Source organism: Actinomadura syzygii, assembly GCF_008085905.1.
In the GTDB taxonomy this organism is placed as follows: domain Bacteria; phylum Actinomycetota; class Actinomycetes; order Streptosporangiales; family Streptosporangiaceae; genus Spirillospora; species Spirillospora syzygii.
In genome coordinates, this window is record NZ_VSFF01000006.1 from 111,814 (window position 1) to 128,289 (window position 16,476).

At 68.9% G+C, this 16,476-nt stretch carries 12 protein-coding genes and 1 pseudogene; 9 read left to right on the plus strand and 4 right to left on the minus strand.

Going from position 1 to position 16,476, the window contains the following annotated elements; genetic code table 11:
* Positions 1 to 700: 700 nt before the first annotated feature.
* Positions 701 to 1,111, plus strand: a complete 411-nt coding sequence (locus FXF65_RS15915; RefSeq protein WP_148350739.1) for a hypothetical protein — start codon at positions 701 to 703, stop codon at positions 1,109 to 1,111.
* Positions 1,112 to 1,216: 105 nt separating this feature from the next.
* Here the strand turns inward: FXF65_RS15915 and FXF65_RS15920 are convergent, their stop codons facing one another.
* Positions 1,217 to 1,951 (minus strand): hypothetical protein, encoded by a 735-nt coding sequence (locus FXF65_RS15920; protein ID WP_246198727.1) that lies wholly within the window; start codon positions 1,949 to 1,951, stop codon positions 1,217 to 1,219.
* Positions 1,952 to 1,969: 18 nt separating this feature from the next.
* Here FXF65_RS15920 and FXF65_RS15925 point away from each other — a divergent pair, with 18 nt between their 5' ends.
* The 4 genes from FXF65_RS15925 to FXF65_RS15940 all read left to right on the plus strand — a co-directional run bounded on the left by FXF65_RS15925 (position 1,970) and on the right by FXF65_RS15940 (position 7,640).
* Positions 1,970 to 3,121: a DUF8189 domain-containing protein gene (locus tag FXF65_RS15925; RefSeq protein WP_222868586.1), complete on the plus strand. Its 1,152-nt coding sequence runs from the start codon at positions 1,970 to 1,972 to the stop codon at positions 3,119 to 3,121.
* Positions 3,122 to 3,436: 315 nt separating this feature from the next.
* A complete protein-coding gene (locus FXF65_RS15930) occupies positions 3,437 to 4,843 on the plus strand; it encodes an FAD-binding oxidoreductase (protein WP_148350741.1) in 1,407 nt (468 codons plus the stop codon).
* A 47-nt stretch (positions 4,844 to 4,890) separates the two neighbouring features.
* Entirely contained in the window at positions 4,891 to 5,997 is a 1,107-nt protein-coding gene (locus tag FXF65_RS15935) for an FAD-dependent oxidoreductase (protein ID WP_148350742.1), read from the plus strand.
* 20 nt (positions 5,998 to 6,017) lie between these two features.
* Positions 6,018 to 7,640 carry a thiamine pyrophosphate-dependent enzyme gene (locus FXF65_RS15940; protein ID WP_148350743.1) on the plus strand — a complete coding sequence of 541 codons (1,623 nt, stop codon included), beginning with the start codon at positions 6,018 to 6,020 and terminating at the stop codon, positions 7,638 to 7,640.
* Between the two features lie 9 nt (positions 7,641 to 7,649).
* Here the strand turns inward: FXF65_RS15940 and FXF65_RS15945 are convergent, their stop codons facing one another.
* The 3 genes from FXF65_RS15945 to FXF65_RS15955 all read right to left on the minus strand — a co-directional run bounded on the left by FXF65_RS15945 (position 7,650) and on the right by FXF65_RS15955 (position 10,138).
* On the minus strand, positions 7,650 to 8,618 hold the full coding sequence (locus FXF65_RS15945) for a YbgA family protein (RefSeq protein ID WP_246198736.1): 969 nt from the start codon (positions 8,616 to 8,618) through the stop codon (positions 7,650 to 7,652).
* A complete protein-coding gene (locus tag FXF65_RS15950) occupies positions 8,615 to 9,112 on the minus strand; it encodes an RNA polymerase sigma factor (protein WP_148350744.1) in 498 nt (165 codons plus the stop codon). Before FXF65_RS15950 ends, FXF65_RS15945 begins: the two co-directional genes overlap by 4 nt.
* A gap of 105 nt (positions 9,113 to 9,217) precedes the next feature.
* Positions 9,218 to 10,138, minus strand: a complete 921-nt coding sequence (locus tag FXF65_RS15955) for a MerR family transcriptional regulator (protein ID WP_148350745.1) — start codon at positions 10,136 to 10,138, stop codon at positions 9,218 to 9,220.
* 719 nt (positions 10,139 to 10,857) lie between these two features.
* Here FXF65_RS15955 and FXF65_RS45300 point away from each other — a divergent pair.
* From FXF65_RS45300 to FXF65_RS15975, 4 genes and pseudogenes are all read left to right on the plus strand, one after another.
* Positions 10,858 to 10,953 (plus strand): annotated as a pseudogene (locus FXF65_RS45300) (Xan family putative trans-acting RiPP leader peptide); the annotation flags it as partial.
* A gap of 12 nt (positions 10,954 to 10,965) precedes the next feature.
* Positions 10,966 to 12,771, plus strand: a complete 1,806-nt coding sequence (locus tag FXF65_RS15965) for a hypothetical protein (RefSeq protein ID WP_148350747.1) — start codon at positions 10,966 to 10,968, stop codon at positions 12,769 to 12,771.
* On the plus strand, positions 12,771 to 15,080 hold the full coding sequence (locus FXF65_RS15970) for a lantibiotic dehydratase (RefSeq protein WP_148350748.1): 2,310 nt from the start codon (positions 12,771 to 12,773) through the stop codon (positions 15,078 to 15,080). The genes FXF65_RS15965 and FXF65_RS15970 overlap by 1 nt, the downstream gene beginning before the upstream one ends.
* Positions 15,080 to 16,474, plus strand: a complete 1,395-nt coding sequence (locus FXF65_RS15975; protein ID WP_148350749.1) for a hypothetical protein — start codon at positions 15,080 to 15,082, stop codon at positions 16,472 to 16,474. Before FXF65_RS15970 ends, FXF65_RS15975 begins: the two co-directional genes overlap by 1 nt.
* The last annotated feature ends 2 nt before the right edge of the window (positions 16,475 to 16,476 follow it).

The following is a 16,476-nucleotide window of genomic DNA, read 5'->3' on the forward strand; positions in this document are numbered from 1 at the left end:
GTCGTGCTGGAGCAGCTCGCGGAGATCTCCGGGCAGCCGCTTCCCGATGTGCTCACCAACTCCAATCGCCAGGCCTGGTTCAACCGGCTGCTCCACGAGGCGGCCGTGGCCGCCCGGCGCCACGGTACGCGGCTGGTTCTGGTCGTCGACGGTCTGGACGAGGACCGAGGTGTGACAACCGGGCGCCGGACGCGCACAGCATCGCGGCGTTGTTACCCGCCGTGCCCCCGAAGGCACGCTGGTGATCGTCGCCGGTTGCCCTCATCCGCCGGTCCCCACCGATGTCCCCGGGCGGCCACCCGCTGAGCAACCTCTCGATCGTCCGCCCGCTCCGGCCGTCGGCACACGCCGAGATGGTTCGGGCGGACCCCGAATGCGAGCTAACGCGCCTCCTGGACGAGGGCGGTCTGGGGACGACGGCTTCTAGGGCTGGTGACGGCCACCGGGGGCGGTCTGTCCAGTGGCGACCTAGCAGACTTGACCGGCGAGTCGCCGCGGACGGTGGAGCGGATGCTCCAAGCCGTGTCAGGCCTGACGTTCAGCACACATGACAGCCGCTGGCACCGCGCGGGCGCTCAGGCATTCATGCTCGCTCACGAAGAGTTGCAGCAGACCGCCGTGCGCAACCTCGGTGTCACGGAACTCACCGGTTTGCAGGAGCGCCTGCACCAGTGGGCCGACGGATACCGGCAGCGGGGGGGTGGCCGCCCAAGACGCCGGAGTAGTACCTGCCAAGGCAAAGGCACTCGCACAGGCAGCGGGTGTTTTCGTCCGGGCAGGCGCGCTGGAACACGCCGAAAGGACCGCCCGTTCCATCGAACGTCCAGACGTGTGCTCGAAAGTGCTGCTTGATCTCGTGAGGGCGCTGGCCGACATGGGTGAGACGGGACGTGCTGAGAGGATCGCTCTGTCCATCGCCGACGAGTCCGCGCAGGCCGAGGCGCTGGTCTCGGCGGCGAGGGCGCTGAGCGAAATCGGTGAGGCGGAGCGCGCTGCGGAGCTGGTCCGGGCGGCAGAGCAGGTCGCCCCGCTCTGCCGCCGACCCGCACACGCAGGCATGGGTGGCGATGGCCATCTCGAGGGCTTACTCGAGAGAACTCGATTCAGGTGATGCTCGCGGCTGTGGAACCCGCCGCCGTAGGGGCCCTCGCACAGCTTCTATGGAGCGACATCCCTGAGCAGTACCGGATCGACGGAGATACAAAGCCCACAAACATCAATTCCGCTGAGGAGGCTTGGCTTTGCCGTAGGCGATTATGTCTCCTCGGCGGTAGAGGCGACGGACTCGGCCGCCGCCCAGCGCCTCCTGGCGGACGGGTTCGGGCCATCCGGCGGGTGGACGCTTTGCGTAGACGGTGACGCTGCTTTGGGCGAGGCCCAGGATTCGGCCCGCCTCGGCCAACGTCACCAGAGCATCGGGGTCATCGTCGGTGGCGGAATGTTCCTCGCGGCCTGCGTACCAGGCCGACCACTGCTTCTCGTCCCAGTAGAGGGCTTTGCCCACTTGGAGGGCGACGTCCGGGTGGCCATTGCTCTCACGTTCGCTCCACAGCTTCTTGAGCGCATGGCGGCTTAGGCCGTATCGGGCGCTCAACTCGTCCCGTGTGACCAGACCGGCCGGGACCTTCGGGCTCGCCTGACGTGCCGCATACCAGCGGTCCCACTCCTCGGAGTCCCAAGCAAGCTGCGAGCCGACCGATCCCACTGCTTCGGGATGACCGTTGGCCTCTTTCTCCCGATACAACTTTTCCAGCGTGCTACGACCCAGCCCGTAGCGCTCCATCAGGTCGCCGCGGGTGTATACGCGCCGTCCGTCCAGCATGGTCATGCCAGCATTCTCCCCGATGGCGAGGACGGCCCGCGAAGCCACGCAGCGGCAGCTCTCATCGCGTGCATTCGGGGCTACATCGTTCATCCGGCGCGTGTCCGGCGGCGAATAGGTGTCGTTCATGCGATGAAGGGACGCCTAATGATGCATCTCGTCCGGTTCCGCAAGGTGTTCACGGCGGCCGTCGGGTCGGCCGTCGTGGCAGGCTTGCTGGGGCTTGCCTCGCCTGCCTCGGCGGCTACTCAGCCGCCGGAGCCATATGCCGCCGACCTACCGAACCTCAGCACTCCACGTGTCGCCTTCGACCTGACCGCCAATCAACCGGCGAGAGGAGTGGCCGCACGCGGCACCGATGGCGCGTTGCTTTACAGCGCGCGCTCGGGCAGCGGGTTCGCTCCGTTCCAGTCTCTCGGGGGCGTCATTGTGGGCGACCCGTCCGCGGTGGTCACGGCCAACGGCACTGATCTGTTCGTCCGGGGCACCGACAACCGGGTCTACACCAACACCGTCACGCCGTCCGGTGGCGTCACCGGGTACTCCGTGCTGTCCGGCCTCACGGTCACCGGTGAGATCGAGTCGATCGTCCCGCGGGACGAGCCGACCGGCAGCGTTCGGCTCTTCGCCCGAGGACAGGACGGCGCGGTGTGGACCAACGTCCGCCGCAACGGCGCCTGGACGGGCTGGAGCAGCCTCGGCGGGGTGATCACCAGCGACATCACCGCAGGACTCCAACTCCTCACCGTCGGCGGCAACACCCGCATCTTCGTCCGGGGCACCGACAATCGCGTCTACGCCAACCGGGTGGGCCCGGCCGGTGCCTCCGGCTACCAGGTGCTCGGCGACCTGCGCGTCACCAGCAATCTCACGGTCGAACGCGACTCGCCGTTCAGCGCTCAGCGGACGCTCTTCGCCCGCGGCGAGGACAATCGGGTGTACGCGTTCAGCCTGTCCGTCGGAGGAGCGACCTGGCGGCCGCTGCCCGCCGTCACGGCCACAAGCGACATCGGCGCATCGACCGAGAGCGTGTACGTCCGGACCAGTGACAACACCATCCAGACGAGCCGACAGACCGACGGCAGCGGTACCTACTCCCCATTCGAGCGCGTCGAGGGACAGGTGACCGCCAACCCGGCGGCCTTCACCCTCCAGCCCAACGGCGGCCCGCTGACCCAGTACCTGTTGGCCCGCCAACCCAACGGCTTCCTGGCCTTCAATATCCGTCCCTTTAACGGCATACCGACCGGCCCGTTCGCCGGCTACAACGCGGTTCCCGGCCCGGCCGTCGACGGCTGACGAGCCCCGCTCCCCGCCGCGCCGTCGCCCAGCGGCGCGGCGGGCGTTTCTCCTGCGCGAAACACCGAGCACGCGAGAAGCGAACGACGAGAACACCTGCCTGTGCCGGGCCGTACCCATCGGTGGTGCCGGTCCCGGCCACGGATTCCTCCGTACGATTGGTGGGAATTACGGCCGAAGCTCCCGAGATCGACTGAGGAGATATCTACTTCCTGGCAATCATTGGCCAAAGGTATGTTAGCCCCGATGTCGCCGTGGACACAGTACGCGCTGATGGAGATTGCAGTATTTATTTAGTCGTTCTCATGATCTCCCATGCGGAACAAGGAGACGGTGACCACGATGCGAGATTCGTCGTTGCGTACGCAGGACAAGGCGTTTTCCGGGACCGGGGTGGACTGGGACGCGCTGCGGCGGCGAATGCGCGGAAAGCTGCTGCGGCCGGGGGATCCTGGATTTGACGACGCCCGAAAACTGTTCAACACGCTGACGGATGACCACATACCCGCCGCGGTGGCACAGTGCGCGACGGTGAATGACGTTCGCGAGGCGGTCTCAGCGGCTCGGACACGGATCCCGGTGGCCGCCCGTGGCGGCGGGCACAGCTACGTCGGATACTCGGCTCCACCTGGGGGTCTTGTCATCGACATGCGCCGCCTGTCGACTGTGGACGTCCATAAAGACGGCACCGCAAGCATCGGCTCCGGCGCGGTATTGGAAGATGTCTACCGTAAGCTCGCCGCGGCGAAACGCTGTCTTCCGGCGGGGTCCTGTTTCAGCGTTGGCATCGCCGGGCTCGCTCTGGGCGGCGGGCTTGGAGTGCTGCAGCGCAGTCTCGGTCTGACCTGCGACCGCCTGGTCGCCGCTGAAATCGTCACCGCGGACGCGGCGGTCCGCACGGCTACGGCCGATCAGGACCCGGACTTGTTCTGGGCCCTTCGCGGAGGCGGCGGAGGAAACCTCGGCGTGGTCACGAAGTTCACGTTCTCGACCGTGCCGGCTCCGGCGCTGACGGTGTTCGTCCTCAAGTTCCCCGCGGGAGAGGTACGGACACGCAAGGTCTTGACCGCGTGGCAGCAGTGGATCTCGGCGGCGTCGAGGAAGATGTGGGCGAGCCTCATCATCGACTCCGGCGATACGCCGAAATGCCGGGTGGCCGGCTGCTTCGTCGGGCGCGGTAGCGCGTGCAACCCGCTGCTGGACGATCTGGTGAGCCGTTCCGGCGTCACCCCGGACACCCGAAAGGTACTGGAACGGGACTATTTCCAGGCGATGAAATTCCTGGCCGGTGGGACGGGCCGGGAGACCTTCGTGGCATCGTCGCGAATTCTGGACGCTCCCGTCGCCGATCCGAAGGCTCTCGTGGCGTTGCTCACCGGTCGCAAAGGAATCGCCCTCATCCTCGACCCGCTCGGGGGCGCGGTAGCCGACCTGGGCGTCCATGACACCGCGTTCCCCTACCGTAAGGCGTTCGCCACCGCACAGATCTACGCCGGCACCACGGCCAGCAACCAGGCCAAGGCGCGTCGCAATGTCGCCGAGGTCGTGGCCAAGATGGGTGCTCAGGGCATCGGCAAGGGACACGTGAACTACATCGATCCCGCCCTGCCCGACTGGCCGAACGCCTACTACGGGTCGAACCTGAACAAGCTCCGCACGGTCGCACATACCTACGACCCGGACAAGGTTTTCGATTTCGCGCAAGGACTCACCAGAGTCTGACGGCATGCGATCCGCCACCGAGGACGACCGCATTGAGAGGTTAAGAGATGTCACCCGACTGCGTACCGGTGGATTCCAACCTCCCAACGCCGAACTTCACCTTCAACCCCGATGCCCCAGGTGCGTGCATCGCCGGGGTGAGACCGTATCGGATCGGCTCCTATCGGCTGGAAGCGGAGCAGGAATCCGGCAAGTTCATCGTCCACAACTACGGCCATGGCGGCGCCGGAATCACATTGAGCTGGGGCTGTGCCAATAGGGTGAAGGAGATCGTCCAGAGCCATATCGGCGCGTCTCACGGGGCGGAGGTCGCGGTGCTCGGCGCCGGTGTCATGGGGCTGACCGCGGCGACGCTGCTCCTCGACCTCGGCCTCCGGGTCAAGATCTATTCGGATCGTGCCGTCAAGGAGACGACGTCGTACAAGGCGGGCGGCCAGTGGGCTGTGTCCGTCGTCGCGTTCGCCGGAAAAGAGAACGAACTCAAGGATATTCTCAAAAACTCCTATAGGACCTTCACAAGCGAAATCGGAATGGGTTTCGGCGTCGTCGAACGGCCCAACTACACATCGTCCCTCTCGGAGAACCTCGAGGCGGTGATGACGCTCGTGCCCAATCTCCTGCCTGACCGCGTCCGGTTGTGCCGCCTGCCGTTCGAGGGGCACACCCAGCCCGGATACCTGTACCAGACGCTGCTGGTCGAGCCGCCGGCCTTCCTGAGCAAACTAGAAAAAGATCTGAACAACCGCGGTGTCACGGTCACTCACCGGGAGTTCACCAGTAGTTCGCAGATCCTCACGACACTGACACAGAAGATCATCATCAACTGCACCGGGTTCGGCTCAAGAAAACTCTGGAACGACGCGAAACTGGTTCCCATCAAGGGTCAGCTCGCCATGCTTCCTCCGCAGCCACAGCTGAAGTATCTCTACGGCCAGAACGGCTACATGTTCCCACGCTCCGACCATGTCGTCATCGGCGGCACCTTCGAGAGCTGCGTGAACAACGAGACGCCGGACAAGGCGAAGGTCAAGAGCCTCGTCACTCACATCGCTTCACTGTTCGGCCATGCGCCGCTGAGGCCGAAGCCCGACTTCCACATCCACCATCCGGGAAACATGCCCATGGTCGATCCGGAGATATCGAGCAATACCTAATTCTGCACTGGAGCGCGACCATGGCCTTCACCGTCGTCGACTACATCATGACGCGGCTGCGTGAACAGCATGTCGACACGCTGTTCGGCGTTCCGGCCGCCACGTGCGCGGAGCTGTTCGACAAGGCGTCCTCCCACGGCGTCGATCCCGTCGTGACGGCGAGCGACCTCGAAGCCGGTTACGCCGCCGACGGGTACGCGCGGGCGAAGGGCCTCGCCGCGGTCGCGGTCGGCTACGGCGTGGGCACGCTGAGCATGATCAACGCGATCGCGGGCGCCCATGTCGAGCGCAGTCCGGTCATCGTCCTCAACGGCGGTCCGACCGTCGAGAACCTCAACAACCTGAAGAACTTCGACGTTCTGTTCTCGCACTCGACCGGCCGACCCGACACGGACCTGAACGCCTACGAACTCATCACCGAGAGCGCCGTCCGCGTCGACCGGGCCGCCGACGTGCCGGCCGCGGTCGACCGGGCGATCACAACGGCGATCAAAAGGAAGCGGCCGGTCTATGTCGAGATCAGTAAGAGCGTCTGGAACCAGGGCTGCCCGATGCCGACCGGACGGCTGTCACCAACCAATCCACCTGCGGGCACGGAAAAGGAACTCGCGACCAAGATCGTCGGGCTGATCCGCGCCGCGAACAAGCCGCTCATTCTGGTCGGTACCGAGATCCAGCGGTATGGGCTCGCCGACAAGGTCGCCGACCTGATCAGCAAGCTCGGTGTGCGCTGGTCGTCCACCTTGCTCGCCAAGTCGACGCTCGCCGAAAAGGGCAAGGGGTGGGTCGGGGTCTACCATCCGCCGCATTCGACGCCCGTCGCCAAGGAGGCCGTCGAGCAGGCGGATCTGCTCGTGATGCTCGGCTGCGTCTTCCCCAACGGCTACGCGCGGCTGGTGACCGGGAACAACGGTCGCATCGTCTCGGCCTACGACGGCAAGGTGAAGATCAAGGGCGGGCCCAAGCAGAACGCCGAGATCGGCGCTCTTGTGACGGAGCTCGTCGCCGCGGCCGCGACGGCGCCGCCCGGATCCGCACCCGCTGGCGTAATTCCGGCCCCGCCCCCGCCGGCCACGGGCGCACTGACCTATCGGCAGGTTTTCCAGCGCGTCGGCGCCGCATTGGACGATTCCTGGATCGTCGTCCCCGACACGTTCCTCGGCGATTTCGCCGCGGCAGACCTGCCGGTGAAAGGCCGCGACGCTTTCATTTGCGGCGCCGTGTGGGCCTCGATCGGGCACTCGGTCGCCGCCGCTGTCGGCATATCGTTCGGTTCTGGCCGACGCCCGCTGGTCATCTGCGGTGACGGTGGTTTCCAGATGACGGCGCAGGCGCTCTCCACGATGGCGCGATACGGACGCGACCCGGTCGTCGTCCTGATCGATAACGGCATCTACGCCTACGAACAATTCCTGATCGACCCCGCGTACTTCTCCAACGCGGGCGCGCAACCGAAGCCCTACGTCGTCCTCAACCATTGGGACTTCACCAAGCTCGCGAACAGTCTCGGCGTCCGGTCCGCCACGTCGGTCGATACGGCGCGGGCGTTCGACGACGCGCTCGCCGCCGCGAAGACATCGAACGCCCCTGCTCTGATCGTCGCCAAAGTCAACCCGCACGACCTGCCGATAGAGCTCTCTTGATACCCCGGTCTACAGGTGGTGGCGGAGGACGAGGTCGGCGGGATAAGGGTCAAGGTAGGTCTGCTGGGCCAGATAGTCGAGATCTTCGCCTTCGGCGTGGTGGCGTAGGAGGGTGATGGGGATGCTGAGGGGCGCCCGTCCCTGCCGGTAGGTTTCGATGGCGTTCAGAATGTCGTGCCGACGGCTGTCGTTCAGGTGCTCGCTCAGAATTCCGAGGATGTGCTGGAGCGCGTTGACATGCCGACCACGCTTCGGACGGATGGCGAACGCTTCGTTGAAATAGCGACGGTAGTCGGTTTCCAGGACGTCGCGCGGACGGGTGCCCGCTTCGGCGACGATCCGTCCCAGCACCCGATAAATGGACGGGTCGTGCGCCAATAGCTGCTGTTTGTGGCGGCTGTGGAAGGCGACGAGATCGCTGGGCCGCCAGTCGGCGGAGAAGAGGGTGCGGAGCCGGGCGTGAGCGAAGACGCGTTCGATGAAGTTCTCCCGGAGGACGGGATCGTGGAGCCGTCCGTCCTCTTCGGTGGGCAGGTCCGGGAGGGCCCGGGTGACGAGGTCGGCGAACACGCCGCGACCACGCCGGTCCACCGGCTGGCCGTCGGTGCGTTCACCGGGAAGTCCGGAGGCGTAGCGCGGCAGGCTCGTCAGACCGCAGCTCGGCGAGCGTGACTTGAGCACGTATCCGTCGAGGTCGGTGAGATCGGGGATGCGAGTTTCGGCCAGGGCCGTCATCGCCTCGGTGTGGTCGGCGGCGCCGTCCTTGGTGATGATGCGTCCGCCGGTGTGCAGTCTCAGCGTGGGTCGGGGCGTGCCCAGTCCAATCTCCATCTCCGGGCAGACCGGCACCCAGTCGACGTGCGGCGCGAGCAGGTCGGTGAGGAACCGGTCGCGGCTGTGCCCGCCGTTGTACCGGACGGGCGCGCCGAGCAGGCAGCTCGACACCGCGAGCCGGGGACGCGGATGCTCGGTGGTCACAGCAGGTCCCTCATCCGGTGCAGCCCGCGGGCGGTGCGCGCCTTGACGGTGCCGAGCGGGACGGCCAGCCGATCGGCGATCTCCCGCTGGGTCAGCTGCCCGTAGTGGGCCAGCATGATGGCCTGCCGCTGCGGGGCGGGCAAACCGGCCAGCGCCTTTCGGACGTCGCACGCGGTGTCCACGGCTGTGGTGTTGTCGGGCACCCTGGCGGCGTCCTCCAACGGCACGGCTCTGCGGGAGTGGCGCGTCTCGGCGCGCAGCTGGTCGATGGCGCGTTTCCGGGCGATGGCCAGGACCCAGGGCTCCAGCCCGCGTGCCGGGTCGAAGCGTCGCCGCGACCGCCAGACCTCCAGGAAGACGAGCTGGACGACGTCGTCCACGGCGTGCCCGGGCACCAGCCGGACGACATGGCGGCGGACCAGGGGACCGAGAACGGCGTAGCACTCCTCCAGTGCCGTCTCGTCGCCTTGGCTGAGTCGCTGTCCGAGCGTCATGAGGCACATCTGCCCCGCGAAAAGCGCTTCAAAACTTGTTCATAGTCGATTCGGTGGTTCGAGGCGGCCTCGGCACCGCACCGACAGAGGATTTCTTTCCGCAGGTCAGGGTCGCGTGAGCGCGGATCTGATCTCGGTGACCGCCTCGGGGAGGGCGGTCACGAGCCGGGCGGTGGACGGAAGCCGGTCACGGTTCCACCCCGGTCCGCCGACCAGCAGGCGCACCACCGGTCGAGAGCCCGGCAGCCCGTCCAGCCAGCCGGGGTCGCCGGTCCGGGCGGTCTGCGACCAGACGAGGACGGCGTTCGGCCCGGTCCGCCGGATCGCGGCTGCCAGCGCTGGCGCCGGGACTCGCGCGCCGAGCAGGACGGCCGCGACACCGGTCTCCGCCAGCGCGGCGGCCAGCGCGTACACCGGCAGGCTGTGCTGTTCCTCCGGCGCGCAGGCCAGCAGCACCGGACGCGGGTTCAACGGCTCCGCGGGCGGCGCGACCTCCGCCAGGCAGCCGAGCAGGACCGTCGACAGCAGGTGCTCGACCTCCACGCAGTCCCCGGACGCCGCGTACTTGCGACCTATCCCCGTCAGGACCGGGACGATCAGACCGTCCCACGCCTCCGCGACCCCGGCTCGCGCGATCGCCGTCCGGATCAGCCGGGCCATCGCCGGCGCGTCCAGGGCCATCGCCGCCCGGGCGAGACCTCGCGCTTCCGCCGGATCCGACCCGGTGGACGGTTCATCCAGTGGGATCCGGTTGCCTCCGGCGCCATGCCCGCGGGGAGACGGCGGTGCGCCGGGCGGCTCGTTCAACGCGGCCCGCGCAGCCTCCGCCGGAGGAGCGCCCGCGATGATCGACCGCTGCATCGCCTCCAGCCGCGCGAGGTCGGCGGGCGTGTACCGGCGGTGGCCACCGGGGCTGCGCCCGCTGGGGCCGATGCCGTACCGGCGGTCCCAGGTGCGCAGCGTGGCGGCCGCCACGCCCAGGCGCCGCGCCACCGCGCCCACACCCAGCCCCGGCTCCCGATCCATTGCCTGCTCCTGCGTTCCGCTCTCCGCGCCGCCGTCCCGACCGCACAGCGTACGATCCCCCAATCTTCGCCGGAACCGTCCCTCCCGGTTGCACTTCCAGAGACGTGCCAAGCACAGGCACTCCTCTGGCGTAGCCGTTCATGGGACCCACCGGTGGAGACCGGATGTGATCGACGAAATCCGGAGGCGGGTGCTTCGCAAAAGCTGGGCTGGAAAATTGCGAAAGTCGCGTCGCCGGGTTCGGCTCTGATCTCCCCGAGTCTCGCACGGTACAGAGTCAGCGCTCGATCTTTCGAGTGACCTTATTGGCGAGCTATCGCTGCTTCGGTCGTAGCCGATGCGCGTTGGAGTGGGCGCGATTCGAGCCCGGCCGCAGGGGCGCGGTAGGGCTCACCTGCGGGACAGAGTGGCGTGTTACGCGCCTGGCCAGGCCACTATAACTCCAGCGCTATGTCACGCACGGTAGTGACATATTTACGATGGGCCAGCATTGGAGGTGCACGGAACGCAGAAGATCAGACCGCTCTCGGGGGTTCATGGTCGTTGAGGGCGACGAGTAGCCAGCCGGACTTCGTTCTAGACGCGAAACATATTCATTCGATTCATCGTCGACTCTCTCTCGGGAGGATGAAATGCGGAGCGACAACACAGAGAACGCCGAGGGCCTTGCCCGTTCGGATCCGGAGGCGTCCGCCGGGGAGGCGGCCGTGGACGACGGCATCGACGCGGATGCCGACGACCTGGACGATCTGGATGATCTCGACTTCGATCTCGAAGAGGTCGAGGACAAGATCGCTCCGCTGGCGCTGGCCTGAGAGGCGGCGGAGATGGTCCGTGCCGGATATGGGATCTCGCGTTCGGTCGGAGTCGAGGTCGACGTCAACGTCGGGCCCGCCGCGGCGTACGAGGGGCTGCGCAGGGCGTTGGACGCGCTGAGGGAGGCAGGCGCGACCTTCGACCACATCGAGGCCGTGCGGGGCCCGGAGTGGGCCGAGCTGTTCCCCGGGGCGGCAGGCGGCACGGACCGTCCCTCGCTCACCGAGATCGCGCTGGCTCCGTCGGAGCGGAGGCTGCATCGGGAGTCCGAGCAGGTGTTCCGGGTCCTCTCCACGGCGGCCGCGGCGTTGTGCGGCGGATGCTCCCAGGTGGGACGGCCGCTGGTGCTGCACGGCGTCGGCGGCGCCGACCTTCCTTCGCTGCGCGGGTTCATGCGCGCGGCCGAGCACGCCCGGACGGTGCCGGGAGAGATCGACGTCGTGGCGCACGCGCCCGAGCAGGTGCGCGCTCCGCTCGGTCCCGCCGCCGATCTGCGTGCGGAGCGGGCACGGTGCCTGCGGGGCATGGGCCTGCCGGTGGACGAGGCGGATCTGCGCGCCGTACTTCCCACGTCCGCCGACGTCCCGACGAGCCGCGAGGGTGAGCTGTACGCGCGGGCTGTGGATTCGGAGGGGAACTCAACGGATCGGCTCGCCGCGGCGCTCGCGTACTGCCGGGCGACCTTCTTCTCGGCGAACTGGGAGGGCTCGGCCGTGGTCGCCTCCGCCGCCCTGACGCTGGCGGAAGGCTTCCCCGACGCCGGGGTGCCGGGCCTGTTGGAGCAGGCCCGCAACGCCGACGAGCAGCCGGAGGCCATCGAGTTCGAGCCCGGCTCCCTGGAGACGGCCGCCGACCTGCGCGCCTTCCTGTACAAGGTGCTCGGCGTCCAGGCGACCTTCCGGGGACGGCAGGACGAGGCCCTGACGTACTTCCGCGCCATGCGCGAAGGGAAAGGGCGGCTTCTACCGGAGTTGCGCGCGCAGTCCCATCTCTATTGCGCGCTCACCTTCTCCAAGCGGCTGGATCGCGTCGACGCCGCGATCGGGGAGCTCAGGGACGGGTTCGCCGTCGTCCCGTCCAGGGACGGCGAGCCTGACAGCGTGCGCCGGGAGCGCGGCTGGCTGCACAACCTGCGCGGCCTGACGCACTTCGCGCGAGGCGAACTGCGCGCGGCGCTCGACCAGGAGAAGCTCGCGCTCGCCTGTGTCGAGGGGCTCGCCGATCCGAGTTCGGTGCATCTGCGCATCAACCTGCTGTCCAACGTGAGCGTGCTCCAGGAGAAGGCCGGACGGCTTCAACAGGCCGCGCGGACGTGGGATCGGTTCAACCGGGCGGCGGGTTCGTCCAACACGGCCTTCGTCAAGCACCACGCCTACCGTGCCGCCGGACTCGCCCTGCTGTGCGGCGATCGCGGAACCGCGCTGGAGGAGCTCGATCGGTCGCTGGTCTGCGCGCAGGAGTTCGGCGACGACTTCCACGAGTGCGAGATCCGGTTGGAGCTCGGCGGGCTGCATGTCGGCGCGGGCGAGAGCGGGTCGGGCCTCGCCCAGTTCACCGCTGCCGCGGCGGCCGCGGCACGGCTTGGAGATCCGTACCGGATGGCGCTGGCGAAGGCCGGTCAGGCCGTCTGCGTGAACTCTCCGCCGGGTGAGGAGGTGGCGCGCCTTGCCGTCCTCAGCCTGGCCAATCCGGGGAAGGCGCGGCGCCTGAGCCAGAGCGTTTCGTCGTCCGACCAGGACGTCCGGGCGCTGCTGCCCACTCCGCGCACGAAGCTGAACCGGCCCTTCGACCTGGTCAACTTCCAGGAGCGGTCGTGATGGGCGGGGAGTCCGCGTCGGCCACCGGTCGTCCGCGAATCGGGCTCGTGGCCGAGAAGGCGCACGAATCCCGCGATGTGGCCGGTTGGGAGTTGCTGCCGACGCTGGTGGTGCGCAGCGCGGCCTTCCCTTGGGAGATGGCCGCGGAGATCTCCTATCCGAAGGCGGGGGCGCTGGCGGAGGAGGTCGTCGGGCTGGAGCAAGCGGCGCGGGACCTGCTGACCGCGCCGCCCTCCAACGCGGGACGGCCGAACCGGAGCACCCTGAGCAGGCTGCGCAACCTGCGGCCGCTGCCGCCGGACGCGCCGGTGCCGGACGACTGGCTGGCGGCGTGGAACCGGACGACGTCCCGCCTGGAGCAGTCCCGCCAACGACTGGCCGAGGCCATCAAGACGGAAGGGGCTCTCGTCGGCGACGCGTTCGACCGCGTCGTCTCGGACCAACGCTTCCTGGACGCGGTCGTCTGCTCCTCCCCCGGCGTCTACCGGGACCTGCATCGCGGCAAGACGGGAGCCCGACTGCGACGCCAGGTGGCCTCCTACGTCCAGCGGCTCTGCGCCAAGTGCGAGACGATGAGCTTCTTCGGGCCGATCAACTACGGACGGGTCGATCCCTCCGAGGCGAACGGTTTCGCCTGGTCAAGCCATCTCGAATGCCTTCGGAGAGCTTTCCCCGCGGCCCGCGTGATCGACGGGCTGGTGGACCGGATTCTCGGGGATCCCGCCCTGGTCGCCGGGCTGGTCCCGCGGCGGAAGACGTGGACGGCTCCGGTCAAGGACGCGGCGAACGTCGTCGGCCAATGCGACGGCGTAAGAACGGTCGCCGAAATCGGCGGCGCACTGGAGACCGGGGTGGAGCGGGCGGCCGCCGATGTCGCCGTAGCGGTCCGGCGCGGCCTTCTGACCCACGACCTGTATCCGCCCGCGACGGTTCCCGACGCGCTCGGCTGGCTCCGCGAGCGCCTCCACGAGCGCGGTGATCCCGCCGCGCCGCTGACTCGGGCTTCGGACGAGATCGCCGTCCTGCTCGGCCGGTATCCGGCGGCGTCGCCGGACGAGAAACTCGAACTCCAGGCACGGGTGTCCGAGATCGCGGGCGGCGACGCGGGGGAGGGCACCGGAGCGCGCTTCTACAACGATCGCGTCGTCGTGCACGAGGCGGCCGTGGGCACGCTCCAGGTCACCGTCGGCGGCGCGGTCGCCGACGACCTGGCCGGTCTCGTCCCGCGCGCGCTGGCCCACCTGGCGGCGGAGGCCGAGCGGACCCGGCGGCTGACCGGGGCGCACCTGGCCCGCCGACTCGGGCGGGGCGTCTTCGGCCTGCGCGACGTGCTGAACGCCGACGCCGGGCTGCACGTCCAGTACAGCACCCGTCTGACCAGGCGCATCACCGAGATCCTCGAAACCGTGCCCGCCAACACCGCCTCGGTGGACCTGGCCGAAGCGGGGCTCCTGGACGAACCCGCTCCCCCGACCGAGCCCGTGCTCTGCTCGGTGGACGTGATGGTCGCCGCGCCGGACCTGGCGGAGTACCGGTCGGGTCTGACTCCGCTCGTCCTGGGCGACATTCACGACGCCGCGTTGCTCACCCCGTGGGCACTGCAATTCCACCCCGGCGCGCACCAGGCGATCCGCGACCGCGACGCCGCGATCGAGCGTGCCCTGACCGGTTGGACGGCGCTGAACGTCGTCGCCCGTCGCCGGACCGGTCTACCGCCGCTGGAGTTTCCCGGACTCGTCCTCGAACTGGGAGGAACATCCGCCCAACCGGCTCGACGCCGAGTCGGCCTGGACCGGCTCACCGTCCACAGCGACGGCGAGCAGGTCACCCTCCACGCGAAGGGAATCACTGGGCCGCTCCTGTTTCACAACGGGGAGTTGGAGAGCGCCGTCCATACCGCGCTGGCGTTGCCCCGGGTGCGGCGTCCACGCCTGCCCGACCTACCCCACGTCCCAAGGTTGACGTGGGGAAACGTGGTGCTCTCACGTCGGCGCTGGCGCTTGGCAGAAGCCGAGACGGCCCCGCTGGCCAAGGCGACGGTCGAGGATCGCCTGACCGGCATGGCGCGCTTGCGCGCCGACCGCGGCCTGCCCGCCCGCTTCTTCGCCTCCTCCCCCGCCGAACGCAAACCGGTCTACGTCGATGCCCACTCTCCGTCCTTGCTCGACGGGTTGGTCCGGCTGGCCCGAACGGCGGAGCGGATCACGGTGTCGGAGGCGCTGCCGGGCCCGGAGGAATGCTGGCTGCGCGACGGCCCGCACCGGTTCGCCGCCGAGCTGCGCTGCGTCTACCTGCGGGGAGCCGCGTGATGGGGCTGCTCATCGTGCCCGCGCTCACCGACTTCACGACCGAGGTCGCGGCGCCGCCGGGGACCGAGGTACTCGACCTCAACGCGCGGATGACGGCTCGCCTCGCCGACCCCGTCCGGCTCCGGGACCGGGCGGGACGGCTCGCCGCGGCCGAGGCGCTGTTCGCGCGGGCGGCCGCGGCCCGGCTGGAGCGCGGCGGGGACGCCGACGCCGGTCGTCTGCGCGCGGTGGGGATCGCGCTCCGGCTGGCCGACGACCCCGCCGTCCGGCTGACGCTGGACGACCTGGAACTGTCCGAGGGCACGACCCAGAGCAGCCGGGACGTGCTACGCGCCGCAAGTACCTGCCAACTGTTCGAACCTGAACTGGAGGAGGCCGAGCGGGCGGCCGAGGCGCGTCGCGTCTGGATTCTGGTGGACGCCGACCAGGCCCTGCCCGCCGCGTTCCAACTCGTAGAGCGGCTCGGGCCAGACCGCTCGACCCTGTGCGGCGCGTTCGTGGCCGCGCACGCCGAGGCGCTGCGCCGTATCCCGGAGCTGGCGGGCGTCGAACTGCTGGCATGGTCCCCGAACCGGGTGGTATGGCCCGAACCGCCAGGCATGCGGGAACCGGTGGTCTGGGTGACGGGGGCCTGCGCGTGGCGACCCGCCGGGCCGTGGGCGGGCTGGCTGGACGCCGATCGGGCGGCGGCGCTGCCCCGGGACGTCCTCGACCGGTGCCGGGGCCTGACGATCACCGTGGCCCGGTTCGCCTCCCCGATGTCCGCCACGGGGATGGACGGGACGCAGGTTGACCTGCGTCCTCTCCTGGACGGCCTTCCCCCTTCCGCGCCGGTGTCGTTCGAGCTGGTGGTGGGCGCGCCGGGAATGGACGAGTCGGTCGTCAACGAGTCCGTGGAGGCGCTCACCAACCACGCCCATCGCCTTGCAGGGCTGCGCCCCTATCGCATGGAGTGCGGGTCCACCTGGGAGGGCGAGGCGCTGTGCCTGGGGCCCGACCCGTCCCACGACCTCGCCCGGTGGTCCCGTTTCGAGGCGCCGCGAACACTCCCGCCGACGCGGGCGCGCGATCTGGTGGCCGCCTGGCTCGACCGGCTCGCCCCGCACTCCGACCTGCACCCCGGACGACTGGCCGCCTGCACCCTCACCAAGCCCGCGCCGAGAAGCCCGAAAGCCGACCTGCGGTGGGACGACTCCGCGGAGATCGTCACCGGCCCGGACGGCGCCCACCTGGTGAACCTGCGCTGGGGCCGCGCCTTCCGGCTGCACCCCCGCCTCGTGCCCGTGGTGCGCCGACTGGCCGCGCGCGAACCGGGCGCGCTGGACGCGCTGTCCGGCGAGTCCCGCGCCCGGCTGGTGAAGCACCTGCGGCAAGCCGGAGCGGTCGGGGGATGACG